Raw genomic sequence first — 23,056 nt, forward strand, 5'->3', positions numbered from 1 at the left:
GAAAATATCAGGGGGACCCTTTGGGGGTTCCTGATATTTTCTCCAGCTGGCAGGCCCCCATACTTAGTTTTAGTGCGTTCCCGGTAACCCAATTGGGTCCATAGGGGGCGAAGCTAGATTTTAGAACCCATCTCCAATATCAGCTCCACCTCGCCCACCGACAGCTTTACGGTCCGCGCAATCTCTTCAACCGCCCAGCCCTGCTGTTTTAGTTTTATTACCGTTTCCCGGGTTCCGATGGGGGCCGCTCCTTTAAGCTTCCCCGGTTCATCCTTGAGCAGGCTGGTAAAGGCTTTGAACTGGGCGTGCACACTCTTGTTGATTTCCTCAAACCGGGTCTCCGCCTTGGCAAGGGATTCCCGGACGGTTTGTAGTTTATCCATGCGCTGTTCAACGGAGCTGAGGAGCGTATCCAGGGAAGAAACCTTCTCCGAAGCTTCCCGAACCTTGGCGTTTTCCGCCGAAAGTTTTTCTACCGATCCACGGAGTTCTTCCTGTTCATCCAGGAGACGCTGCATTTCTCCATGAACCTTCTGCACCGCCTTCTCCGCTTCCTGGAGGGCCTTGAAATTATCATCTATACCGGCATTGGTCTCTTCCAGGGTCTGGTTCTTCTTCTCTATACGCTGGTACCGCTCTTCCGCATCCGTTAGGGAATCTTCCAGGCGGCGGATCTGGACCTGCACTGCCTGGAGGGTATCATCGGAAGAACTGACTTCGGTTAGTTTTTCCTTTACGGACTGGGATGTCTGGAGCAGCCGGTTAAAGTCGGTTTCCATAAGTTCAATGCGGCGCTTCTCCGACTGGAAGGCGACCATCTTGGCATCCACCTCTTCCTCAAGCCGCTTGATCCTGACAAATTTGGCTTCCAGCTCCGCAGCTTCGGCACGGCGCTGATCCAGGCCGTTCAGATCGCCCCGGAAATCTTCTATCTTTCGCTCCAGGCTTGACTTCAGTTCCTCCGCCTGATCAAAGAGCTTGGTCTGGGCGAGGAATTCCTTGATACGCCGATCCGCATCTTTGATAGCCGAATCCAGTATCTTGGCCTGCTCGTCCGTGTGGGCAAAGGCTTCGGTACGCTGGGCTGCGGTTTCTTCCCGGAGATTCTCGATGACGGAACCCAGGTCCCGGATCTTCCGGCGGTATTCATCCACCGACGTATCCAGTTCCCGCATCTGGCTGCCAAACTTATTCTGCCATTCTTCAATGTGCCGCCGGGATTCATCCAGCAGTTCGCCAAACTCTCCGCTCCGGGATTCTACCTGGGAAGAGATTTGCTTAAGCTCCCCATCAATCTCCCGCTGCTGTTGTTTAAGGGTATCCGCCATGGAAATTGAGAAACGGCCAAGCTCCGCTTTAACGGCGGATTCCGCAGTATCCCTGGCGTCCGACAGATTATGGTCAAGCTGATCCTTCAGGGCATCCAGGGATTCATCCGCCTGGACCATCTGGTTCCGTATCCCCTCTTCAAAGGCGCCGGCTTCGGCCTTAAGGTGTTCCAATTCAGAAACAAGCCGGGCGTCTTCGTCGGCAAAACGGCGCTTCAGGTCATCACTAAAGGCGCTCTCCAGCTTCCGCCTTTCCTCCCGGGATTCATCCGCCAGGGCCGTCAGTTCCGTATCAAGGGTATCCTTCCATCTGCCAAGCCGGGCATCAAATTCCTCCCGCCGGCGGAACAGGTCCGCAGAAAAATCTTCCTCAAAAACCTTGAGTTTATCCGATACCGTTTCGTAGGCCTGTTCCTTAAGCCGGGCCAATTCCCGCTCCACCGCCGAAACATCGCCCCTAAGGGCATCCAAATCAGCGGCAAATTCCGCAGAGGCTGCGTTCCGGGTATTGGCGAAATTCTGTTCGAAAAGGGAGAAATCCTGGCGTACCCGGTTTTCCGTTTCCTGCATATACCGACGCAGTTCCCCGTCCAGCTTGGCCGTATCATCCGACAGGGATCCTAATCGCTCAAACTCCCGGGCTTGGGCTGTCCGGTATTCATCAAGTTTAGCATCCGCAGCTTCCAGGGCCTTCTGGCCTTCCTCTTCAATGGTCTTGGAGAGCCTTTGCTGCATCTGACCCACAGCATCGGTGGTCCGTCCATCCAGATCCTTTAAGCGGCCCTCTAATTCAGCGGCCTTCCCGGCGGAATCGACTTCCATATCATTAAGTGTCCGAAGCTGGGTTTCTATATCCTGGATATCATTCTTCCAGTCTTCTTTAAATGCCCGCTGCTCCCTTGCTATTTCCGCATGATCGGTCTTCCATTCTTCCTTGATATTTTTCGCCACACCCTGTATGTCCGTGAGGTACGCTTTGCTGCTCTCCTGGTAGACCCGGAGCTTTTCTTCCACCACGGTCTGAAAACGCTGGACCCTTTCCATGGCCTGTTCCCGAAGCTTAACCAGGGCGGCTTCTTCCATCTTATCCGCCCGGAGCCCCGCCTGTTCCACCGCTTCCTTCAGAGTTTTTTCGACGGCCGCCATATCCCGGGCAATATTTGCCGCCCGGTCCTGCTCTACCTTGTTTATCGCTTCCCGGTGATCCTCTACCTGGCGTTCTATGGTTTCCGCTGTGGCCTGAAGATCCAGTACGGTAGATTTAACCGCCCCAATCATGGAAGCCGAAGCCTGCTCCAGGGAATCGGCGTTTTCCCGTTCAAAACGCAGTTCCAGGTCCGTAAGGCCCTTTTCCATAGCGGTGAGCTTTTCCTTAGCCTCGATCACCCGCTTACCCACACCCTCCACAAAGGATGATTCATCCTGGATACGGTTCAGATTTTCCTGTACCCTCACGGTCATACGGACCAGTTCCCCAAGGGTTGCGTCGTAGGTTTTTATTTTTTCATTAAGATTGGCCACCGCCTCGGTCTTGGCGGCTAAATCGTCATCGCTTATCTGGAGCCGGTTCATCAATTCCTTGGCGGCTTTCTGATGGACATCCAGGGCTACCCCGTAATCCCGGACAGCAGCTTCTTTCTGTATCACAAAATCCGTCAGGTCTTCCTTAAGCCGCTCCCCGTATTTGCGCAGCTTATCCAGGGAACGGTTATTTTTGTCGAGCTGGCGGAAGAGAATAAGGGCCAGGGCAACGATGCCAAGGGTTAAAAGATTTCCAACCGAAAAAAAGCTCATTTGCTTTTAACCTAACACAAATTCGCGTAATTGGCGATAGTCAGAAAAGACAAAATCCGCCTTGCCCGTATTTCGGCGGTGCGTTCTTAAGGGGGAACTGATCAGCGCGGCCTTCATTCCCACTTGTTTAGACCCGACAATATCGTAGGAAACACTGTTCCCCACGTAGAGTATCTGCTCCGGGGGCAGGGCCATACGCCGGGAGAGCTCCAGAAAAGGCGCCGGGTCCGGTTTTAGGCGGTTGGTATGTTCGGAACAGATCACCGTATCCCAGTGCTCATGCAGACCAAGGTATTCCAGCTTTAGTTCCGCAGGGAAATCCGAAAGGAGCCCCAGGCTAAGCCCCGCGGCCTTGAGGGCGCCAAGGGTTTCCCGGACATGGGGATAGGGCTTTACCTTCTTAAACAGGGGTTCCCAGCCACGGTAGATGATTTTTTCCGTCTTATCCTTGATTACCGTACCATCTTTTTTCAGAATTTCCGCCATATAATGGGCCTGGAGATCGTAAAAGTTTCCATCCCGAAGGGTCTTACGCAGTATCGTCCTGGCATTACCAAAGGCCAGAAGGTACCGCCATTCCTTCAGAATAAAGGGGATAAGGCGTATATAAAAGCGATAGTTTGGATAGAAGGTCCCGTCCAAATCAAAGGCAACCCCGCGAATATCCTCTCTCATAATACATTTATACTATGGATCAAAGGAGGTTTCTACGGGGATACGCACTAAATTGACACTATGGTTACTTGGATACCGGGTTTTAAAGGCATTAAACTGGGTTTCCTCGGCGCTTTCAAATATGGCCACCCGGAAATTGCCGTACTCGTTAAAATAGGGGATAAGGATCACCACATGGAAGTACTGACGCATCCGGGGAAGCCCCCGGGGGTTATCCGCCGTAACAGGGGCGCCCATTTCGGCATTCACCGAGGCGAGGTAGATCCGGCCCGGCTCATCAATGGCCAGGGTATAGAGCAGGGGATGAATACCTTCAATATCGAAGCCCGCATCATTCAGGTAACCCGGGAAGGGACGGACCACGGGGCCCTGCCGTTCCCGGCGTATCACCGCAGAAAAAGGGGCGTCCCGGACTTCAATCTCCGCCAAATCCCCAAAGGCGGGCGCCCGAAGTACCTTCCCCGCAATAGACGCCAGGTTCCGGGTCCAGTCCAGGCCGAAGAAGGGATCCCGCAGTTCCTCGTAGGGCGCGGTAAATCCGGAACCCCGCTCCCCAAAGGGCGCCTTGAGCGGGCCTATGGGCAGCCGCTCCCCCGTAAGGGGCCTGAGTATGCCATCCACCACCCATTTGGCAAAGCCGGAGCAGTTAAGCCCCGCTTCCCCGTCCTGGGCAGCCAGATCGTCGATAAACACATAGCGGCCATTTTCGTCCAGGGCGCCATCGTCCCGGAAACTCAGTTCCGGAAGCCGTTCCCGGATACGGCTGATAAATTCCCGGACATCCCGGTAGGAACCTACCTGGGGTTCAAAGTATCGCCGGGGGAATTTGTCCTTCGCCAGATCCAGCACTTCCTCCAGGGGAAGCACAAAAAGCCGTTCCAGGGGGATAGGCAGCGGCAGGGAATTGACCACATAGGCATTGTAGATCACCACGTCCATCACGCACTTATCTTCCGAGAAGGGCCTGAACTGGACATAGGTATTGAAATCGCTCTGGGGGAAAACCCGTATCCGTACTGCGGCGCCATCGTCCCGCCGCCGGGTCAGAATCCAGGAGCCCTGGGCCCAGCCGGGAAAGGACCCGTTCATCTCCCTGGCCAGGATGATCATAAACTCATCCCCCGCCGCTTCGGCCCGTACTTCGACCCGCCCGCCCCCGGACAGGGTTTGGAGCAGCCGCCGCTTGTTCAGCACCACCGACGGAACCTCGGTAAACCAGGAATCCTTCAGGGAAATACGCAGGGACGAATCGTCGGGTATACGCGCTATGGGTTGATCCAACGCCGATAGGGGGGCAAAAGTACCCAGGAAGGCGAGAAGAACGATTATCAGGCGCGAAAACCGGGGGATATTCATTTCCACTTCTAGTATCGGCAAAAAAAGATAAATATGGAAGTACAGCCATTTAATGAAAAAGAATTAAATATGCCTAAAAACACTTGATGGTACATATCATTCTGTGATATTGTATGTATTAGAGGGTACTTATGAGAACCACATTGGAGTTACCTGACACATTGGTCAGAGAGGCCATGGAACGAACCAATATTTCCACTAAAACGGAAGTCATTAAAACGGCTTTGGAAAATTTAATCCAAAGGGAGAAAGTTAAAGAATTGGCAGACTATTTTGGAAAAATTGATCTTGGAATAGATATTGAGGAAATGAGAAAACGGTGAAAAGTATATTAATAGATTCATCGGCATGGATAGAATATTTTAGGGGGAATGAAAAATACCGGTACATTAAAAACTTAATATACAGCAACATTACCTGTACCAATGATTTAATATTAACAGAATTACTACCATCAATAATTCATAGAAAAGAAAAAATTTTGGAAGAATTATTGAACAGTTTAACAAAATATAAAATGGAGATAAATTGGAAGGAATTGCAGGAAATTCAAACAATGAATTATAAACATGGATGTAATAATATAGGAATAACCGATTTAATGATCGCTCAAAATTGCATACAAAATGACCTGAAAATAATTGCACAGGATAAACATTTTTCAGAAATGGCGGAATACATACCTCTAAGAATATATGAACAAGATAAGGTATAAAAAGAAAGGGGGGATGAAAATGCAATATCGGGAAGACAAAGTTTCTGGGAATAAATTGTCAATATTGGGACTTGGATGTATGCGGTTTTCACGGAATATGGCTGAAACAGAACGCATGATTTTATCGGCGATTGATGGCGGCGTGAATTATTTTGACACCGCCTATATATACCCAAACAGTGAAGAAACATTGGGAACTATCCTGGGGAAGCACAAAAAACGCAGCTCCGTTTTTATCGCTACAAAATTACCGTTAATTATATGCAAAGGCCCCGATGATTTTGACAAATACTTTAATAAAGAACTTGAGCGTCTTCAAACTGATTATATAGACTATTATTTAATGCACATGATAACCGACGCTGCCCAATGGGAAACATTTCGCGAATGGGGAATAGAACAATGGATAGCTGAAAAGAAACAGGCAGGAAAAATACGGCAAACGGGGTTCTCTTTTCATGGTATCGCCGGGGAATTTTTAAAAATACTCGATGCCTATACATGGGATTTTTGTCAAATACAATATAATTATTCTAATGAAAATTATCAGGCCGGTAAAACAGGATTAAAAGCAGCTGCCGCAAAGGGAATACCGGTTATAATTATGGAACCCCTTCTTGGGGGGAAACTTGCCACGGGATTGCCAAAAGAAGCAGCCAGCTTGTTTTCTAAAACCGATCCCTCTTCTTCTGCGGCAGCATGGGGTTTCCGCTGGCTGTGGAACCAGCCGGAAGTAACCTGTGTATTAAGCGGTATGAATACTACTGCCCAAATGGAAGAAAACATCCATTCTGCTGAGAGCGCCCGTTCTTTAACCGATGCGGAATTAACGGTTTATACAGAAGTGATTGCCCTATTCAACAGGGCATATAAAATAAATTGCACGGGATGCAATTATTGTGTGCCCTGTCCAAAGGGGATAAATATTCCCGGTTGTTTTGCCGCCTATAATACAAGTTTTGCGCAAAATTTTACAATTGGGATGCAGCAATATCTTACCAGCACGGCGACGCTGAGTAAAAAGCCCTACAGCCCAAGGCTTTGTATTGAATGACGGTAAATGCGAAAGTCATTGTCCGCAGCATCTGCCAATCCGCAAAACACTTAAAAAAGTAGCAAGCCGTATGGAACCATTACCCCTTCGTTTAGTTTTTTCTATTGCCCGGCGCTTTTTTCAATAGACTACTCCGGTCCCGGCCGCTGTCGGTCCTGCTTTTTCTGCCCGTGGTGATGCTTGGTCTGAAGCCGTTGTTCCCGACTGGCCCGGGTAGGCTTTGTGGGCCGCCGGTGTTTGGGGAGCCGGGCCGCAGCGCAAACCAGGGCTTCCAGCCGGGCAAGGCCCCGCTCCAGGTTGGTCCGCTGGGACCGCTCCTCGCTGGACAGGATAACTATTTCGTCTTCCCCGGTAATCCGGGAGGCCAGGATAAGCCGGACCCTGGACAGCTCCGCCTCACTCAGCCCCGCCAGATCCCCCAGCCGCAGATGCAGGGTTACCTTGGTGTTGACCTTGTTGACGTTCTGCCCGCCGGGACCGCCGGAGCGGGAAAAGCTGGGCTGAGCAGCGAGGCGGATAGATTGGCGGAGGAGAAACTGGTCCATGGGGGGATGGTAGCATAAAGGAGGGGGTGACGCCAGACTCAGCGCACGTACGACAATAATTGACATCGAAACTACAATGTATTACATTGTATAACAAGGAGAAAATCATGGCGGATGTGATGGTATCGGTCCGGTTTTCCGAGGAAGAAGGACGGAAGCTCAATGAAATTGCCACCCTGACCAAACGGTCCCGATCGTTCTTTATCAAACAGGCGGTAAAGGAGAAATTAGAAGATTTGGAGACCTATTATCTTGGGGAAGCGGCATTACAGGAATGGGTTGCGGAAGGCAAAGAGGAATATTCCATCGAGGATCTGGATAAAATGATCGAAAACGGATTCCTAAAGGATGTTTAGAATCACCTTGGCCCCGAGGGCCATAAAGAACCTGTCAAAACTTGAAAAACCGATTCAGTGTGCCATTCGGGATTACCTTAAAAAGATTGAGTCCTTGGGCACCCATGCGGAACTTTATGCTGCGGGAGGGGAAGAACTAAGGGGTAACTTAAAAGGACTATGGAAATTTAAGGATAAATCTTTTAAAAATTTCAGACTTATTGGGTATTGGAAAGAAGAAAAGTGGATTTTGTTACTGTGCATAGAAAATAGAAATGAGGTATATCAAAACAAAGACGATCTGGCTAAGAAAATCCGAAAACAGGGACAATAACGGTTATTTGGTGTAGGTTGCAGACGTTCTACTTAAAGTCAGAAACAGAAACCTGTTCTATAATGCTTCTCCTCAACAATTCTGTAACCGCTGTATGAGCGCCATAAAGCCCGAACAGGCCGGTATGGGAACCAGCCGCATCACGCTCAAAATAGATCTCCCCGGAACACAGTGATTGTATAACATTTATTACAGAACCGCAGTTTAATTTAGCGAGTTTTCCGTTTAGGGAGGGAACAAAACACCGCCTCGCCAATGCCGAAATGATATTACCATATTGATTCTCAGCATAATACTCAAAATGATCGCCTGATAGCGATCTTTCATCCTGCTCTACCCGTAGTCGGAAGGCTAAATTCAGTACCCGCCCGTCTTCGGCGCACTGGCTGGGTTTGCAGTACCGCACAAAATGGTCACTAGGCGCTAAGCGCATGATTGTGGGTCAACTCTAAAAGCAATTCGTTGTTGTTGTTTTCTTTTAAATTCTGAAGTGTCGTTGAAATGGTAAAGACCGTAGCATTTTTCTTGAGGCCCTCAAACAGGATTTTATCCGCCGAAAACGGAATAATTGAAATGACGGTGTAATCATCGTAATTATGCCATTCCGCTATGGCCCGCCCTGAATCATCAACGCCGATGTCCGGGGTCTTATCAAATTTCAGATGTTCAAAGACCTCCGAAAGGACACTTTTCGTTGTCTCAAACAACTCTTTATCCTGATCCTCTTCCAGAACACCAGCTAAATAAGCAAATCTTTTATCAAAAGCACTCATGCTCAAACCTTCTCTATTAAAAATACTCCAAAATAAGGCGGGTGTAAAGTACATTGTATATTGAGGGGATCTGCTGTGCTCATAACCCCTTGGGGGCGCCCAGGATTTCCGCCCAAACAATTCCCTGCTGCAAAGGCGGCAGGGAACGGATGCGGCTTAGCGCGCCGCTTTTCCGGGGGCTCTCGCCGGAAGTACCGCTACCACCGGTAACGGCTTCGGGAGCGCTGGGTGTCGGGGCAGTAACGTCAGATGCCGCTGGTTCCGCCTCCGGCTGGGATGGAGACTGAAGCCATGCCGGGATCTCTCCGGATACCGATACGGCGGAAGTTACCGACAGGGATGTAAATATCGACGCAGCGTTTGTGTCCATAGGAAGCTTCGCTGAAAGCGCCTCTGGAGGCGCCGCAGAAAGTTTCGCTGAAAGTTCCCCGGGCTTGGGCGATGCAGCCGGGGCGGGTTTTGGGGTCTCATCGTCTACCGATAAGCTCCAGGCGGAAAACTCCTCGCCATCATTATCGTTGTCCGCCTGCGGCGCTTGCCGGACTTTTTGTTCCGCCCCTTCTACGGTAACGGAGCTGGCGGGATCCCGGTATTCATCTTCCCAGGGATGAAAACCACGGTCGGTTTTTTGCGGGGAAGCGGTCCGGAACGTGGAAACCGGAGGATGCCCCGCCGGGGTTTGGTCACGGCTCCGGGCTCGGCGCCGAACCATCGCTATTATCCGGGTTCCGGCAACAACGATAAGAATAAGGATGGGTAGGAAGGATTCAAAATTTTCCACGCACTACTTCTCGCCGGAAGCGGAGCCTATGGAAGATCGCATATCCGTATCGGCCTGGACATTCTTGAGCCGGTAATAGTCCATGACGCCCAGATGGCCCTGCTTAAAGGCTTCGGCAATGGCCAGGGGGATCTCCGCTTCCGCAAGGACTACCTTGGCGCGGTTTTCCTGGACCAGGGCGATCATTTCCTGCTCCCGGGCCTGGGCTGCGGCGCGGCGCTTTTCCGCCTCCGCCTGGAAACGGCGCTTGTCCGCTTCGGCCTGGTCGGCCTGGAGCTTGGCCCCTACGTTTTCACCAACGTCGATATCCGCAATATCTATGGAAAGGATCTCGAAGGCGGTACCCGCATCAAGCCCCTTGTCCAGAACCCGCTTAGAAATAGTGTCGGGGTTTTCCAGCACCGTCTTGTAGGATTCGGAGGAACCGATGGTGGTAACAATACCCTCCCCTACCCGGGCGATAATGGTTTCCTCGGTGGCGCCGCCGACCAGACGTTCAAGGTTCGCCCTGACCGTTACCCGGGCTTTGACCTGGAGCTGTATGCCGTCCTTGGCCACCGCATCAATGGTATGCTTCCCCTTGCTTGTATCGGGACAGTCAATCACCTTGGGGTTAACGCTGGTCCGTACCGCTTCCAGCACATCCCGGCCCGCCAGATCGATGGCAGCCGCCCGCTGGAAAGGCAGGGGTATATTGGCTTTATTGGCCGCCACCAGGGCGCGGCTTACTTTAATAACATCCCCACGGGCAAGGAAGTGGGTCTCCAGCATATCCGAATCCACCTCTATCCCCGCCTTGGTAAGCATGATCCGGGAATCCACAATGATCCCGGCGTTTACGTGCCGCAGCCACATGCCGACGAGCTTCCCCAGCCCCACATAGGCCCCGGAAAGGAGAGACCGGAACCAAAGCCCGAAGAAGCGGAAAAACAAAAACAGGAACCCAAGGGCGAATAAACCGACGATAACCAAAAGAATAAGATAGGGCATAGGTAACTCCTTTCTTCTATAATACTACATTTAGAGACCCAGGACTATACCAACAACACCGGCAGCGGCGATATAAACGACGGGATGTTTCTTCAGAAGTTTAATAAGCAGGAATATCGCCGCAAAAAGAATACATTCCCTCCAACGGAACATTGCGGTCCAGACTTCGGCGGCGGGGTTATACAGGGAGATGGCAAGGGCCCCCAATGCGGCGGCGGAGAGGAGCCCCGCTCCGGCGGGACGGAAGCCGGAAAACAGGGAGTCCACAACCTTGCTTTCCTTAAAAGTGTTGAGGATCCGGGCAACAATGATGATAATGATAACAGAAGGGCTTATGAGCCCAATCGACGCAATCAGGCCCCCGGGTATGCCGGCGTACTGAAACCCCGTATAAGCCGAAAGGTTTACTCCGATAGCCCCCGGCAGGGACTGGGCCACCGCCAGCATATCCCCAATATTTTCCACGCTGAGCCAATCGTACTTGTCCGCCATTTCGTAGAGAAAGGGCAGGGTCGCGTATCCCCCGCCAATTGAAAAAAGGCCTATCTTAAAAAACTGCACAAAGAGGAAAAGTAATTTCACTTGCCCTCTCCCGTTTTTGGCCGGAACACCAACAATCCTAACAGCCCGGCGGCAATCACCAGCAGTACCGGGGAGACGCTCCAAACGAAGGAAAGGACAAAGGCGATGATATATATCACCAGGGACTTCCAGTTTTTGAATACCCCTTTTACCATCTTGATCACCGTGTCCAGGATCAGCGCCCCAACCGCAACCCGTATGCCCGTAAAGGCGTGCTGCACCACGGGAAGATCCGCGAAGTTGCTCAGGCAGATAGCAATACTGCTGATAAAGACAACGCCGGGAAGCACAAAACCGATAGTGGCAAGAACGCCCCCCAGGGGACCTTTTTGCTTATACCCGATGAAGGTAGAAAGATTCACTGCGATGATGCCGGGAGTCACCTGGGCGATGGTGTAATAATTCATCACCTCGTCCATGGTGGTCCAGCCTTTCTTTTTTATGAGCTCCCGTTCCACCACGGGGATCATGGCATACCCCCCGCCGAAGGTGAGCACCCCAAGTTTGAGAAAGGTTACGAGCAGATCAAAATACTCTTTCATGCCGCATATTACTCTTTCTTCGGCTGTACCACCGACAGGTGCAGTTCATCAAGCTGTTTCTGATCAACCTCGCTGGGGCAATTATCCATGGGGCTTACCGCAAAGGAATTTTTCGGGAAGGCGATAACCTCCTTGATGGAGGTCTCCCCGGCCATGAGCATCACCAGTCGGTCCAGCCCGGGGGCTATACCGCCGTGGGGCGGGGCGCCGTACTTGAAGGCTTGGGTAAGAAAACCGAATTTCTGTTCCGCCTCGGCGGGATCAAAACCTACAATGCTGAAGATCCGCTTTTGCAGTTCCGGATCGTGGATACGAATGGAACCCGAAGCAAGTTCGTAGCCGTTAAGGACCAGATCGTAGAGGTCCCCCTTAACCGAACCGGGGTCCTGTTCCAGGGTAGCATGGTACCGATCCTGGGGCCAGGAAAACATATGGTGAGCGGCTTCCCACCGGTTTTCCTCCTCGTTGAATTCAAAGAGGGGAAAATCCACTATCCAGGCAAATTCAAAACGCGGTTTCCCGTCAGGCCCGGGACCGGTAAGCCCTAAATCCCGACCAAGTTTGGAACGAACCGCTCCCAGGGCGATATTGGCGATCTTCCGCTGGGAATCGGCAACCAGGAGCAGGAGGTCCCCGGGTTTCGCCCCAAGGCCGGCACAGATCTTCTGCGCGCTCTCCCCAAAAAACTTGGCTACCCCGCCCTCCAGGGTAGCAGCGGCCTCCGTTCCGGTGACCTTCATCCAGGCCAATCCCTTAGCCTTGTAGATCTTCGCCTGGGCTTCCAGCTCTTCGATCTGTTTCCGTGAGTAATCGGCCTTGCCGGGAACGACCAGCACCTTCACTCCGCCGCCTGCGAGGCTTACCCCCTTGGCGGCTGCGGCGGCCTTATCGGCATCGCCCGTGGACAGGGCATCCTTAAAGGCCTGGAAACCGCCATCGGCAACATAGGGGCCAAAGTCCTGCATCGTCATAGCGAAGCGGAGGTCCGGCTTGTCGGATCCGTAGCGTTCCAGGGCATCCTCATAGCTGAGACGCGTGAAATGGGGGGGGAGTTCCCGGTCCAGGGTTTTTTTGAACACATGGCCCATAAGCCCTTCGGTCATGGCGAGGATGTCATCCCGGCTGACGAAGGACATTTCGATATCAATCTGGGTAAATTCGGGCTGGCGATCCCCCCGGGCGTCCTCGTCACGGTAACACCGGGCAATCTGGAAGTACTTGTCGAAGCCCCCAACCATGAGTATCTGCTTGTAGAGCTGGGGCGATTGGGGCAGTGCGTAGAATTTGCCCGGGTATAAACGGGAAGGAACCAGGTAATCCCGGGCGCCCTCGGGGGTTGATTTGATGAAGGTGGGGGTCTCGATCTCGTAGAAGCCCTGGCCGATCATCCATTCCCGAACCGCAAAGGCCACATCGTTTCGCAGTTTTATCCGCCGCTGCATCCCCGCAGACCGGAGATCCAGGTAGCGGTAGCTCAGGCGCAGTTCCTCCTTGGCCTCCGATTCCTCGTCAACCTGGAAGGGGAGCACCTCGGACCGATTCAGGATGAGCAGCTTCTTGGCAACCACTTCGATCTCACCGGTGGGCATGTCGGGGTTTATCATCGTATCGGGCCGGGAACGGACAATACCCTCCACGGCAATGCAGAACTCATTCCGCAGCTCCGCGGCCAGGGCGCTTAATTCCGCAGGGGCGTCCGAATCGACCACCACCTGGCTTATGCCGTAGCGGTCCCGGAGGTTGATAAAAGAAATGCCCCCGTGATCCCGTTTCCGGTGTACCCAACCGTTTAAAACAACCGTTTTCCCCGTATCGGCCTTCCGCAGGGCGCCACAGTTTGTTGTACGCTTCATTATTTCCATAGATTGACTATAGCTAGGGGGAGAAGACGTGACAAGGGCGGGGCTATCCATAACATGGGAAGGCAGCACGGGGGCCGGGCGAATCGGAAAAACGCCGGTGGGGTGGTGAAGCCCCATCGCGGGATGCCTGTTGAACCCGCCTACGGAGCCCCGCAAGCGGGTCTCCTCCGACGGAGAATTCCAGAATATCCCGCGCTGTGGCTTCCCCACCCCACCGGCGCCTGTACGATGGGCCTGTATTTGGACGCATTGTTTGGGAGCCGGGGGCGCTTAACTAAGTTTGGGCGTATTGCCATGGAGCCGGGGGCGCTTAACTAAGTTTGGGCGCGGTGGCTACCTGACAAAGGCGGCCGGGGGGAGGGGCATCCCTGGCCGAACACATAGGGAATTCCCTGCTGGAGGAGACCCGAAGGGGCTCCGCAAGCAGACTCTACCTGCGTGTAAGCGCCGGGGATACCCCTCCCCCCGGCCGTCTTTGCCGATAAGGCAACACGTTCCCTTTACAAAACTCCGCTTTTTAACTACACTACCCCTACCCTATGCGGACCGCCCTGAGCATTGAAGCTCCCTGTAAGATAAACCTGCACCTACGGGTAAAAGGCCGGCGTTCCGATGGGTTCCATGAGCTGGAGAGCATTTTTCTGGCGCTGGCTTTTGGCGATACCCTCCATTTTGAGCTTGGAGACGCCGGCGGGGCCGATGAATTCCTTGTGGAGGATAAACGCCCGCGATTGGATGAGGAAATTCCCCGGGAGGATAATATCGTCCTTAAGGCCCTGGACTTATTTAGGGTAAGGAGCGGGTTCGACCAGTCTTTGCGGATACGCTTGGAAAAGCGTATCCCCCTGGGCGCCGGTTTGGGGGGCGGATCCTCGGACGGCGCTTCAACCTTGCTGGCCCTGAACGAGTTAGCAGGGACTCCCTTCGACAGAACCGGGCTCCTGCAGGCGGCGGCGGAACTGGGCAGCGATGTTCCCTTCTTTCTGCAGGGCGGAGCGGCCTATGTGACCGGCCGGGGGGAACATATACGGCCCATTGCGGGGCCGCCGGAATTTGAGGTGGTACTGGTGAACCCTGGGTTTCCCAGCAATACCGCGAAGGCCTTTAGGCTTTTAGATGCCCATAGGGCAGCGATATTTGGAGAAAAGCTCCAGGGGCAGGCTGAATTTTCTGAGCAAAGCCTGGTCGATGCCTTGAAGGGCCCCCCTTCCCGCTGGCCTTATGAGAATGATTTCCTGGAACTCTTTCTGGCAGAGGACTGCCCGGATAGTTCCCCGGCTAAGGATGCTTACAGAGCAATTTTGGGGGGCTTTCAGAATCAGGGTGCGGATTTTTGTGGCCTTACCGGGTCGGGATCGACCTGTTTTGGAATATTTACTCAAGGAGGAACGGCGGAAAAAGCAGTAAAGTCATTTCGAACAGATAAGTCCGTGTCAGGGTCCGGAGTTTTCACACTTTTGACCTTTCCTCTTGCGCGTTTACCTAATAGGGTATTAATATAGGATATAGTCGTAATGAACCTGGACCAAAAAGGAGAAGCGCCATGGAGATTACCGATATCAGGGTCCGCAAGGTAGCCGGTGAGGGAAAACTAAAGGCTTATGTAACGGTTACGTTTGATGACTGTTTCGTTGTTCACAATGTAAAGATCATCGAGGGTAAGAGCGGCGTGTTTATTGCTATGCCGAGCCGGAAAACCAGGGTTGGAGAGTACAAGGATGTTGCCCATCCTATCCATCCGGAATTTCGGGCGGAACTACAGAAAAAGATCCTGGACCGGTACGATTTTGGTAATGTTCAGGACGATCCTACTGTAGAAATATAAGTATCATTGGGACGTAGGCAAGTGGTAAGCCACCGGGTTTTGGCTCCGGCATGCACAGGTTCGACTCCTGTCGTCCCAGGAAAAAATTTATTTGTGGAACCAGCAGGAGGCGACTCCTGTCGTCCAGGAAAAAATTTATCTCAGTGTAATAAAGAATAATAGGAGTTCATATGAGTCAAGTTGTTTTCGCAGCCAAAAATCGGACAGAGGCGGGGTCCGGGGGAGCCCGCCGGATCAGGCAGGCAGGCCGTATTCCGGCGGTAGTGTACGGGCGTACCGGTAAGGCCCTGTCCATAGACCTGGATGCTCTGGAATTTGTCAATAGCGCCAAGGGAATTTCCGAAAGTACCATCGTTACCATCAATGTCGATGGACAGACCCATCAGGCCTTTGTAAAGGATACCCAACGGAATATCACCGACGGCAAGATCCTGCACGTCGATTTCTACGAAGTCGAAGCCGGGATTTCCCTGCGGGCCAAAGTTTCGGTCCACGTTCACGGGAATCCGGTCGGAGTCCGGGAAGGGGGCATTCTGGAATCGCCCCTCCACGAGATTGAAGTGGAATGTCTGCCCAAGGATCTTCCGGAACGGATCGATGTGGATATTGCGGAACTTAAGGTTAACCAGTCCATCCACGTTCGGGACCTTAAACTGGGCGATGGGGTACGGCTTATTTCCAACGCCGATCAGGTAGTTGCCCTGGTGAAATTCGCCAAAGCGGAAGTTGAAGTCGCCGCTGAAACAGAAGTGGCCGCTGCAGAAACTGCGGAAGTTAAGGATGCCAAGGAACCTGCTAAGGAAGCCAAGGCTTAATCGATATTGGACAGACGTGCCTTTGAAGCTTCGGCGGCTGCGGGTTTGGGAAGCTGGCCGGAAACTACGGTGTTTCTCGCCGCAGTTTCCGGAGGGGCGGATTCTACCGCCATGCTTGCCGCCTTGGCTGCCCTGGGCCGGTTTGAATTCCGTTGTCTCCATGTGGAGCATGGTATCCGGCCCGCTCCCGAAAGCCGGGGGGACGCTGCTGCGGTGGAGGCCCTCTGCGCAGAGTTTGGCATCCCCTGTTCCGTGGTTTCCATTGCCCCGGGGAAGATAGAAAGAACCGCTAAGAAGCGGGGTATAGGTGTGGAAGCGGCAGCCCGGTTGTACCGGCATGCCGCCTGGAATGCCGAAGCCCGGCGGGTAGGGGCGGCAAAGGTCCTGGTGGCCCATACCCGGGAGGATCTTCTGGAGACTGGGTTGATGCGCATACTCCGGGGTTCCGGTCCGGCGGGTCTGGCGGCCATGCCGCGTTCCCGGGGTATCGTAATCAGGCCCCTTCTGGACCGCAGCCGCGCCGAAATCCTCGCCTACCTTGAAGAACGGGGCATCCCCTACAGAACCGATTCCACCAATACTGACCCAAAGTACCTGCGTAACCGTATCCGGCATACACTGATCCCCTGTCTGGACGAATTTTTCCCCGGGTGGAGGAAGACCCTGCAGGATCTGGCGGAAACCCAGCGCATGGCTGCGGATTTTCTTGAGGCCGAAGCTACGGCCAGGATACCCTGGAGAGATGAAGGACGGGGCTTGTCTGTTTCATCAAACAGCTTTTTTTCCCAGCCTCCCATACTTCGGGAGGAAGCCCTCTTTGCAGCCTTAGACCGGATGGCGGAAAAAGGCCGGGTAAAACCGCCCAGGCGGAGGAACCTCCGGCTTTTTGCCCAGGGGGCCTTCGATACCCTGGATCTGGGATTCGCCATACTTAAAAAGGATGCGGAAAAGCTTAGCCTGGGTTTGCCCCGGACCGGAGAAACCGGGTTTTCACTGTTGATTAAAGAGCCGGGAATATATAAGCTAAAGGGGCTTACCATTCGGGCTTTTTCCGGGGAAAACACGGGGTCTCCCGCGCAGCTTGCAGCGAAGTTCCCCGCACAGTCGGGTTTTTTTGCGACCCTTCCATTGGCGTTACGGCAAAATTATCCTGAGGATTACATAGTCCGGGGAGGCCGAAAACGCCGGGGAGCGGAGAGTGTTCGGGCCGCCGGCGTTTCCGCGGGAAACTGCGTTGGAAGCGCCGCTTTCGGCCTTATCACTGCCGAAGATACCCGGGGACCTGCTGCGTTTATCGGCCGGGGGCAGGATGGTTTTGAGATTGTTCTAGCCAGGGAAGAAGAGGTCCGGGAAAAACACCTGTTCTTTTCCATACAACACTAAAGGGGATATCGATGTTCGATGATAAAAACAACAAGATGCCGCCGCCGCGTCCGCCGGTTCAAGCCGGCCGGCCTAATCGTTTCGCCCTATTTTTTTTCCTCATCATCGTTGGTGTTTTTATCGCCTATTTCTTTAGAACCGATACCACAGCGGTACAGGAGATTTCCTACTCCGCCTTTACCAATTACCTGGAACGGAATGAGATAAGCGCCGTAAAGATCCTGGATACCAACGTAATAGAAGGAACTATCAGGGAATCAAGCGGGAACTTGCGGCAGTTCAAGACCCTCATCCCCTACCAGGATCCTTCGTTGCTGCCCACCCTGCGGGAACGGGGTATCAATGTATCCGGCGGGGCAAGCAAGGTTAGCCCCCTGCGGATATTCCTGGAATTTCTCCCCTGGATTATCGGTTTCGGTTTTATCTGGTTCATGATGCGGAATATGCAGGGTACGGGGAACAAGGCTTTCCAGTTCGGGAAGAGCCGGGCCAAGCGCTACCAGGATGAGGGGAAAAAAACCACCTTTGCCGATGTGGCGGGCCAGATAGATGCCAAGTACGAATTGCAGGAAGTGGTTTCCTTTCTGAAGGACCCGCAGAAATTCACCAAGATGGGAGCTAGAATACCCAAAGGGGTGCTCCTGGTGGGTATGCCCGGAACCGGTAAGACCCTGATGGCCAAGGCGGTTGCCGGGGAAGCCGGGGTGGCCTACTTCCATATGTCGGGCTCCGATTTTGTCGAAATGTTTGTAGGCGTCGGCGCCAGCCGGGTTCGGGATCTTTTTGATCAGGGCCGGAAAAGCGCCCCCTGTATTATTTTTATCGACGAACTGGACGCCGTGGGACGTACCCGGGGCGCCGGTTATGGCGGAGGCCACGACGAACGGGAACAGACCCTGAACCAGCTTCTGGTTGAAATGGACGGTTTCGATTCCAAGGACGGGGTTATCATTTTAGCGGCCACCAACAGACCGGACGTTCTTGACCCGGCGCTGCTCCGGCCCGGCCGCTTTGACCGGCAGGTGATGGTGGCCATGCCGGATATCAAGGAGCGGGAAGCTATCCTTAAAATTCACTCGGATAAGATACCCCTGTCAAAAGAGGTGGATCTGAGCCGCATAGCCCGGGCAACCCCGGGGATGAGCGGCGCGGAGATCGCCAACCTGGTCAACGAAGCGGCCCTCTATGCCGCCCGACAGGATAAGCCCACCGTGGAGATGCCCGACTTCGAGGAAGCCCGGGACAAGGTACTCATGGGGGTAGCCCGGAAGACCCTGGTAATCTCCGAAAAGGAACGGCGGATGACCGCCTTCCACGAAGCCGGCCACGCCCTGCTCCATTACTTTCTCAAAAACGCCGATCCCCTCCATAAGGTAACCATAGTTCCCCACGGCAGGGCCCTGGGAATGGCCATGTCCCTTCCGCTGGAGGACAGTTATAGCCGTACCAAGGGTTGGATCGAAGACCGGATTGTAATTTGCTACGGCGGCTGGGTGGCGGAGAAGCTCTTCTACGATGAAACCACCACCGGGACCAAGCAGGATCTGCAGCAGGCCACGGAAATGGCCCGGCGCATGGTCTGTGAATGGGGTATGGCGGATGAAATGGGCCCCGTAACCTATGGTCAGGAGGACGAGCCCATCTTTATCGGCAAGGAAATAGCCCGTCACAAGGAATACTCCGAGGACACGGCCCGGCTAATCGACAGCGCGGTGAAGAAAATCCTGGATAGCGCAAAAAATCTGGCCGAATCCATCCTGCATACCCGTAAGGCGGAGTTGGAAAAGCTGGCCGAAGCGCTTATTACCCAGGAAACCCTCATCGACGATGAGGTGCGTTCAATCCTCGGACTTCCCCCCCGGGATGATTCCGGTTCATTGAACGCCGGTCTTGCAGAGGCCTGATGTCCCGCAGTTTGCTCTTCCCTGTCTGGCTTTTGGCGGCTGCTCTTACCGCACTATCGGCCCAGGACTGGGAGGATGCCCAACTTGCAACGGGGGACGCCGCTGCGGCGGAACGATACGTCCAGTGGGCACAGGCTGCCATTGACGATGGCCGCTGGGGTGCTGCCGAAGAAGCTCTGGAACGGGCGGCGGATTACGCCGAAGTTTCCTCGGATCTTTCCTACCTTTTAGCCTTTGTTCGAAACCATGAGCGCCGGCCCCGGCGAGCGGTTTTAGAAGCCCTTTACAGCGCATTTGCTTTTAACCGGTGGAATTCCTATTCCGCCGCCGAAGCCCGGCTTTTGGAAGCGGAAACTTTCGTCGCCATCCGCTCCTTTGAGGAGGCCCTGGATGTGCTCCAGCTGGCCGGGGATAGCAGCCGGGAAATAAGCCTCCGCGCCCTGGCCTACCAGGGGTTAAATGACAGCCGGGGGTTTATCCAAACCATCAAAGAAGCCCTGGACCGGTATCCCCGTTCCGCCATGCCGGTACGGATCCTTTTTAAATATGCCGCTAATAGGATACCCGGCGCCGGAGAACGGGAGCTTATCTCGATCTGCCTGCGGCGGCTGCCCCTCCTCTTGGACGAAGACCCTGAACTGGCTTTCTTAGCAGTTCCCTTTATCCGGGATACCGAAGAAGCCCGCAGGCTCGTGTCCACCTACCGGGCTTCCGGGGGGACTGATCTTGGGGCTCTTCCCCCGGCGCTGAACCTGGGAATTGTTGATGAAACCCAGGCTCTGGTGGAACTATTCCATAACTCGTTACTGGATAAGGACTTACTAGAAACAGTCTGGGGCCTGCTCCGCAGCGGCGAAGACCGACGGGATTTCGCCCGTAACCTTTCTGCCTTTTCGGGGTTTATTACCGAAGACATTGACCGGGACGGCTACATCGAATGCCGGACCGCGTACCGGAACGGAAGCCTCCTGAGCTATTCCTACGATGCGGACCAGGATCTGCTGCCGGAACTGGATGTTTTTTTCAATATCGGCCTTCCCGCCCGGGCTGAACTGGCCGCCGATGATTCCGGCAAGGACCGGTCCAGGGTGTTTTTGGAGTGGGAACAATACCCCGCAGTACTTTCAGCAGAATTGGGGGAAGTCAAATATATTCCCCGGCCGGGGGAATTTTTATTCAAGCCCCTGCAATTTCGGGATTTCCTGGGAAGCGCCCTGCTCTACCCGGAGCGGGAGTTTATTCCCCGTATATCCCGGCGTACCCTGGTTTCCTTTGCCCTCACCATAGAACAGCCCGGCACTGAGATCCCCGGAAGCATTGAACGGATAGAGATGCAAGCGGGAATTCCCCGACTAAGCCGGGAGTATCTGCGGGACCGGCTCGTAAGTGAGACGGAATATCTCCTGGGACAGCCCAAGATCCAGCGGATCGACATGGACCTGGATGGCAGGCTGGAAACGATCCGGCGTTACAACCGCGACTTGGAGGCCTGGGCTTCGTCCGAAAGCGACTGGGACGGTGATGGTGTCTATGAATACGGGGAAACCTATGCAGGGGATCTGGTTATCCGATCCTGGGATATGGATAAGGACGGTATCAGGGAATATTCTGAAACCGGCGTAAGGAATTGATACGAATGATTTTACGCAAAATGAGAAGGATTATTCTTATTTCCCTGCTTTTCGCCGGATCCGGATCCTTGCTGCTTACCTGCGTCTCCGCAGCCCGGGCGGAAAGGCGGCTCGCCCCGGTGCGATCCACCGGGGAACTGCGGCTTAATGATATCCAGCAGTATGTCTCGGAGGAACCGGTCCGGACCATCCATCTTATCGGTATGTACCGTACTGTTTATGGCAATGCCATGGAAGAAGAGATCCTATCCCTGGAAAATCAGGCCATACAAAATCTCAAGGAAGCCCAGACCCTGGCGATACGTGAAAAACGCTGGGAAGACGCTGCATCCCTGGCCCGTTCCCTGACTACCCAGAAGATTTCCGTGGAGAGTACCGGCATAGAACCGGACCTGCTCCTGGCGGATGCTAAGGATCGTCTATCCGCCGGAAACGACCTGCCGGCCTTCCTGAGCGCAGTCCGATCCCACGATTTAAAGCCCCTGGAAACACCGGACGCCCTGATCTTTCTGGAACGGGCGGTGGCGGTAAAACAGCGCCGGGCCGCGGCCTTTTTCCTCTCTATCATTGAGAAACAGAGGGGGACCGCGCCGGAGGAGCTGCGCCAGTTTGCCCTGGGCCAGGATAGCGCCGGAGATATGATCAAAGGGGTGGTTACGGTTCTGGTAAATCGGGGCTTTCGGATTCAGCGGGGCGCAGGTTCCGCTGACTGGGTCCTGGGCTCCGCCTTCTTTGTAGACTCCTCGGGGTTGATGATCACCAATTACCACGTTATCGCCAGCGAGGTGGACCCCACCTACGAAGGATATTCGCGGATGTATATACGCCTGGGGGATTCCTCCAGCCCCCGGATCCCCGCCAAGGTTATCGGCTGGGACAAGGCCATGGATCTGGCGTTGATCAAAGCGGAAATAAAACCGGAGTACGTCTTTTCCCTGGTGGACTGGGTCATCCCCCAGGTGGGCGATACGGTTTACGCCATCGGTTCCCCCGCGGGGCTGGAAAAAACCGTAACCCGGGGCATTGTTTCCGCCCTGGGACGGCGGCTCCTCCAAATCGGTGATGTGATACAGATCGACGCGGCGGTAAACCACGGCAACTCCGGCGGTCCCGTGGTGGACATGGAGGGCCGTCTGGTGGGCATCGTCTTTGCCGGGGTAGAACAGTTCGACGGCCTAAACTTCGCCGTTCCCGCTGAACGGCTGGCCGCGGCCCTGCCTGCGATGATCGCCGGCGGCAAAGCCCAGCGGCCCTGGCTGGGCTTTACTATTAGTGAAACGACCAAGGGGGCGGAGATCATCTACGTGGCCCCCTTTACCCCCGCGGCGGAACACCAGATTCCCGAGGGGCTCCTAATCACCAGTATCAATGACGAAATAGTGGACGTTCCCCAGGGCGCCTTAATCCCCGCCCTGCAGGACCAGCTCTTTTCAGGGCGGCCCGGAGAACTGGTTGCCCTGACCAGCTCCGATGGTGTCCGCCGGGTCCTTATGACTGTCCCGCGGCCGGATGTCCCCCTGGCGGAGGCTGCCAAAAAAGACAGCCGGGAACGCATGGCCGCGCCCCTTTTCGGTCTCATCCTCGCTCCTTCCATGAACCGGGGGCTTGCCGCCTCGTACCTGGTGAAAAAAGTAGTCCGGGGTTCCATCGCCGATGCGGCTGGGCTTTCTGAGCAAGATCCCGTATCTATCCGGAGTTTCCGCCTGGAGGAAAGCGACGGTTACGCCCTGCTGGATATCAATGTTAAAAAACGCCGTATGGGCTACCTGGAAACGTATATGCGTCTCCCGGCCCCGCTGGATTCCCCGGACACTTTGTAAATATTCCCTTTA

At 54.0% G+C, this 23,056-nt stretch carries 23 protein-coding genes and 1 tRNA gene; 14 read left to right on the plus strand and 10 right to left on the minus strand.

Annotated features, from left to right (window positions below; translation table 11 throughout):
* Positions 1-113: 113 nt before the first annotated feature.
* Genes TPRIMZ1_RS0115370 through TPRIMZ1_RS0115380 form a run of 3 tightly spaced genes read right to left on the minus strand, consistent with a single transcriptional unit; the run spans position 114 to position 5,153 of the window.
* The gene (locus TPRIMZ1_RS0115370; protein WP_010262223.1) at positions 114-3,122 is read right to left on the minus strand and encodes a SpiroCoCo family coiled-coil protein; all 3,009 of its coding nucleotides are present in this window, start codon (positions 3,120-3,122) and stop codon (positions 114-116) included.
* Positions 3,123-3,128: 6 nt separating this feature from the next.
* On the minus strand, positions 3,129-3,797 hold the full coding sequence (locus TPRIMZ1_RS0115375) for an HAD family hydrolase (RefSeq protein ID WP_010262225.1): 669 nt from the start codon (positions 3,795-3,797) through the stop codon (positions 3,129-3,131).
* 12 nt (positions 3,798-3,809) lie between these two features.
* A complete protein-coding gene (locus TPRIMZ1_RS0115380; protein WP_010262227.1) occupies positions 3,810-5,153 on the minus strand; it encodes a hypothetical protein in 1,344 nt (447 codons plus the stop codon).
* Between the two features lie 131 nt (positions 5,154-5,284).
* Between TPRIMZ1_RS0115380 and TPRIMZ1_RS0115385 the strand changes: the two genes are divergently transcribed.
* From TPRIMZ1_RS0115385 to TPRIMZ1_RS19305, 3 genes are read left to right on the plus strand one after another with little or no spacing between them, the layout of a single operon-like run.
* Positions 5,285-5,476, plus strand: coding sequence for a type II toxin-antitoxin system VapB family antitoxin (locus tag TPRIMZ1_RS0115385; RefSeq protein ID WP_026043753.1), 192 nt, complete (start codon positions 5,285-5,287; stop codon positions 5,474-5,476).
* Entirely contained in the window at positions 5,473-5,868 is a 396-nt protein-coding gene (locus TPRIMZ1_RS0115390) for a PIN domain-containing protein (RefSeq protein ID WP_010262230.1), read from the plus strand. Before TPRIMZ1_RS0115385 ends, TPRIMZ1_RS0115390 begins: the two co-directional genes overlap by 4 nt.
* A 19-nt stretch (positions 5,869-5,887) precedes the next feature.
* Positions 5,888-6,922, plus strand: coding sequence for an aldo/keto reductase (locus tag TPRIMZ1_RS19305; RefSeq protein ID WP_010262232.1), 1,035 nt, complete (start codon positions 5,888-5,890; stop codon positions 6,920-6,922).
* A 128-nt stretch (positions 6,923-7,050) separates the two neighbouring features.
* On the opposite strand, the gene arfB is transcribed toward TPRIMZ1_RS19305, so the two are convergent.
* Complete coding sequence (gene arfB / locus TPRIMZ1_RS0115400) at positions 7,051-7,533, minus strand: alternative ribosome rescue aminoacyl-tRNA hydrolase ArfB (RefSeq protein ID WP_232616849.1); 483 nt, start codon at positions 7,531-7,533, stop codon at positions 7,051-7,053.
* Between the two features lie 41 nt (positions 7,534-7,574).
* Here arfB and relB point away from each other — a divergent pair, with 41 nt between their 5' ends.
* Together relB and TPRIMZ1_RS0115410 are read left to right on the plus strand one after the other, a co-directional pair.
* Positions 7,575-7,823, plus strand: a complete 249-nt coding sequence (gene relB / locus TPRIMZ1_RS0115405; RefSeq protein ID WP_010262238.1) for a DUF6290 family protein — start codon at positions 7,575-7,577, stop codon at positions 7,821-7,823.
* On the plus strand, positions 7,816-8,136 hold the full coding sequence (locus TPRIMZ1_RS0115410) for a type II toxin-antitoxin system RelE family toxin (protein ID WP_010262241.1): 321 nt from the start codon (positions 7,816-7,818) through the stop codon (positions 8,134-8,136). Before relB ends, TPRIMZ1_RS0115410 begins: the two co-directional genes overlap by 8 nt.
* Before the next feature lie 416 nt (positions 8,137-8,552).
* Here TPRIMZ1_RS0115410 and TPRIMZ1_RS0115415 read toward each other — a convergent pair whose 3' ends face one another.
* The 6 genes from TPRIMZ1_RS0115415 to aspS form a co-directional block, all read right to left on the minus strand.
* A complete protein-coding gene (locus tag TPRIMZ1_RS0115415) occupies positions 8,553-8,909 on the minus strand; it encodes a hypothetical protein (protein WP_010262245.1) in 357 nt (118 codons plus the stop codon).
* Between the two features lie 79 nt (positions 8,910-8,988).
* Entirely contained in the window at positions 8,989-9,690 is a 702-nt protein-coding gene (locus tag TPRIMZ1_RS0115420) for a hypothetical protein (RefSeq protein ID WP_010262249.1), read from the minus strand.
* Positions 9,691-9,693: 3 nt separating this feature from the next.
* The gene (gene floA / locus TPRIMZ1_RS0115425; protein ID WP_010262252.1) at positions 9,694-10,680 is read right to left on the minus strand and encodes a flotillin-like protein FloA; all 987 of its coding nucleotides are present in this window, start codon (positions 10,678-10,680) and stop codon (positions 9,694-9,696) included.
* Between the two features lie 30 nt (positions 10,681-10,710).
* Positions 10,711-11,262: a chromate transporter gene (locus tag TPRIMZ1_RS0115430; protein ID WP_010262254.1), complete on the minus strand. Its 552-nt coding sequence runs from the start codon at positions 11,260-11,262 to the stop codon at positions 10,711-10,713.
* Complete coding sequence (locus tag TPRIMZ1_RS0115435) at positions 11,259-11,804, minus strand: chromate transporter (RefSeq protein ID WP_010262257.1); 546 nt, start codon at positions 11,802-11,804, stop codon at positions 11,259-11,261. Before TPRIMZ1_RS0115435 ends, TPRIMZ1_RS0115430 begins: the two co-directional genes overlap by 4 nt.
* 8 nt (positions 11,805-11,812) lie before the next feature.
* Complete coding sequence (gene aspS / locus TPRIMZ1_RS0115440; protein ID WP_010262260.1) at positions 11,813-13,657, minus strand: aspartate--tRNA ligase; 1,845 nt, start codon at positions 13,655-13,657, stop codon at positions 11,813-11,815.
* A gap of 63 nt (positions 13,658-13,720) precedes the next feature.
* Between aspS and TPRIMZ1_RS0115445 the strand changes: the two genes are divergently transcribed.
* The 9 genes from TPRIMZ1_RS0115445 (at position 13,721) to TPRIMZ1_RS0115485 (ending at position 23,044) form a co-directional block, all read left to right on the plus strand.
* A complete protein-coding gene (locus TPRIMZ1_RS0115445) occupies positions 13,721-13,984 on the plus strand; it encodes a hypothetical protein (protein ID WP_010262263.1) in 264 nt (87 codons plus the stop codon).
* A 221-nt stretch (positions 13,985-14,205) separates the two neighbouring features.
* Positions 14,206-15,168 carry a 4-(cytidine 5'-diphospho)-2-C-methyl-D-erythritol kinase gene (gene ispE / locus TPRIMZ1_RS0115450; RefSeq protein ID WP_010262266.1) on the plus strand — a complete coding sequence of 321 codons (963 nt, stop codon included), beginning with the start codon at positions 14,206-14,208 and terminating at the stop codon, positions 15,166-15,168.
* 41 nt (positions 15,169-15,209) lie between these two features.
* The gene (spoVG, locus tag TPRIMZ1_RS0115455) at positions 15,210-15,491 is read left to right on the plus strand and encodes a septation regulator SpoVG (protein WP_010262273.1); all 282 of its coding nucleotides are present in this window, start codon (positions 15,210-15,212) and stop codon (positions 15,489-15,491) included.
* Between the two features lie 7 nt (positions 15,492-15,498).
* A tRNA-Gln gene (locus TPRIMZ1_RS0115460) sits at positions 15,499-15,570 on the plus strand.
* Positions 15,571-15,661: 91 nt separating this feature from the next.
* On the plus strand, positions 15,662-16,306 hold the full coding sequence (locus tag TPRIMZ1_RS0115465) for a 50S ribosomal protein L25 (protein WP_010262276.1): 645 nt from the start codon (positions 15,662-15,664) through the stop codon (positions 16,304-16,306).
* A 6-nt stretch (positions 16,307-16,312) separates the two neighbouring features.
* Positions 16,313-17,689, plus strand: a complete 1,377-nt coding sequence (tilS, locus tag TPRIMZ1_RS19310; RefSeq protein ID WP_051004334.1) for a tRNA lysidine(34) synthetase TilS — start codon at positions 16,313-16,315, stop codon at positions 17,687-17,689.
* Positions 17,690-17,700: 11 nt separating this feature from the next.
* Positions 17,701-19,593 (plus strand): ATP-dependent zinc metalloprotease FtsH, encoded by a 1,893-nt coding sequence (ftsH, locus tag TPRIMZ1_RS0115475; RefSeq protein WP_010262281.1) that lies wholly within the window; start codon positions 17,701-17,703, stop codon positions 19,591-19,593.
* Positions 19,593-21,224 (plus strand): hypothetical protein, encoded by a 1,632-nt coding sequence (locus tag TPRIMZ1_RS0115480; RefSeq protein ID WP_010262284.1) that lies wholly within the window; start codon positions 19,593-19,595, stop codon positions 21,222-21,224. The genes ftsH and TPRIMZ1_RS0115480 overlap by 1 nt, the downstream gene beginning before the upstream one ends.
* 20 nt (positions 21,225-21,244) lie before the next feature.
* On the plus strand, positions 21,245-23,044 hold the full coding sequence (locus TPRIMZ1_RS0115485) for a S1C family serine protease (RefSeq protein ID WP_100217109.1): 1,800 nt from the start codon (positions 21,245-21,247) through the stop codon (positions 23,042-23,044).
* Positions 23,045-23,056: the final 12 nt, after the last annotated feature.

This window comes from Treponema primitia ZAS-1 (assembly GCF_000297095.1).
GTDB lineage: Bacteria > Spirochaetota > Spirochaetia > Treponematales > Breznakiellaceae > Termitinema > Termitinema primitia_A.

What these genes read in the sequence shown, in the direction of transcription:
- TPRIMZ1_RS0115370 (WP_010262223.1), bottom strand. Translation starts at nt 3,122, where the DNA reads ATGAGCTTTTTTTCGGTTGGAAATCTTTTAACCCTTGGCATCGTTGCC.
- TPRIMZ1_RS0115375 (WP_010262225.1), bottom strand. Translation starts at nt 3,797, where the DNA reads ATGAGAGAGGATATTCGCGGGGTTGCCTTTGATTTGGACGGGACCTTC.
- TPRIMZ1_RS0115380 (WP_010262227.1), bottom strand. Translation starts at nt 5,153, where the DNA reads ATGAATATCCCCCGGTTTTCGCGCCTGATAATCGTTCTTCTCGCCTTC.
- TPRIMZ1_RS0115385 (WP_026043753.1), top strand. Translation starts at nt 5,285, where the DNA reads ATGAGAACCACATTGGAGTTACCTGACACATTGGTCAGAGAGGCCATG.
- TPRIMZ1_RS19305 (WP_010262232.1), top strand. Translation starts at nt 5,888, where the DNA reads ATGCAATATCGGGAAGACAAAGTTTCTGGGAATAAATTGTCAATATTG.
- arfB (WP_232616849.1), bottom strand. Translation starts at nt 7,533, where the DNA reads ATGTCAATTATTGTCGTACGTGCGCTGAGTCTGGCGTCACCCCCTCCT.
- relB (WP_010262238.1), top strand. Translation starts at nt 7,575, where the DNA reads ATGGCGGATGTGATGGTATCGGTCCGGTTTTCCGAGGAAGAAGGACGG.
- TPRIMZ1_RS0115410 (WP_010262241.1), top strand. Translation starts at nt 7,816, where the DNA reads ATGTTTAGAATCACCTTGGCCCCGAGGGCCATAAAGAACCTGTCAAAA.
- TPRIMZ1_RS0115415 (WP_010262245.1), bottom strand. Translation starts at nt 8,909, where the DNA reads ATGAGTGCTTTTGATAAAAGATTTGCTTATTTAGCTGGTGTTCTGGAA.
- floA (WP_010262252.1), bottom strand. Translation starts at nt 10,680, where the DNA reads ATGCCCTATCTTATTCTTTTGGTTATCGTCGGTTTATTCGCCCTTGGG.
- TPRIMZ1_RS0115435 (WP_010262257.1), bottom strand. Translation starts at nt 11,804, where the DNA reads ATGAAAGAGTATTTTGATCTGCTCGTAACCTTTCTCAAACTTGGGGTG.
- aspS (WP_010262260.1), bottom strand. Translation starts at nt 13,657, where the DNA reads ATGAAGCGTACAACAAACTGTGGCGCCCTGCGGAAGGCCGATACGGGG.
- TPRIMZ1_RS0115445 (WP_010262263.1), top strand. Translation starts at nt 13,721, where the DNA reads ATGGGAAGGCAGCACGGGGGCCGGGCGAATCGGAAAAACGCCGGTGGG.
- ispE (WP_010262266.1), top strand. Translation starts at nt 14,206, where the DNA reads ATGCGGACCGCCCTGAGCATTGAAGCTCCCTGTAAGATAAACCTGCAC.
- spoVG (WP_010262273.1), top strand. Translation starts at nt 15,210, where the DNA reads ATGGAGATTACCGATATCAGGGTCCGCAAGGTAGCCGGTGAGGGAAAA.
- TPRIMZ1_RS0115465 (WP_010262276.1), top strand. Translation starts at nt 15,662, where the DNA reads ATGAGTCAAGTTGTTTTCGCAGCCAAAAATCGGACAGAGGCGGGGTCC.
- ftsH (WP_010262281.1), top strand. Translation starts at nt 17,701, where the DNA reads ATGTTCGATGATAAAAACAACAAGATGCCGCCGCCGCGTCCGCCGGTT.
- TPRIMZ1_RS0115480 (WP_010262284.1), top strand. Translation starts at nt 19,593, where the DNA reads ATGTCCCGCAGTTTGCTCTTCCCTGTCTGGCTTTTGGCGGCTGCTCTT.
- TPRIMZ1_RS0115485 (WP_100217109.1), top strand. Translation starts at nt 21,245, where the DNA reads ATGAGAAGGATTATTCTTATTTCCCTGCTTTTCGCCGGATCCGGATCC.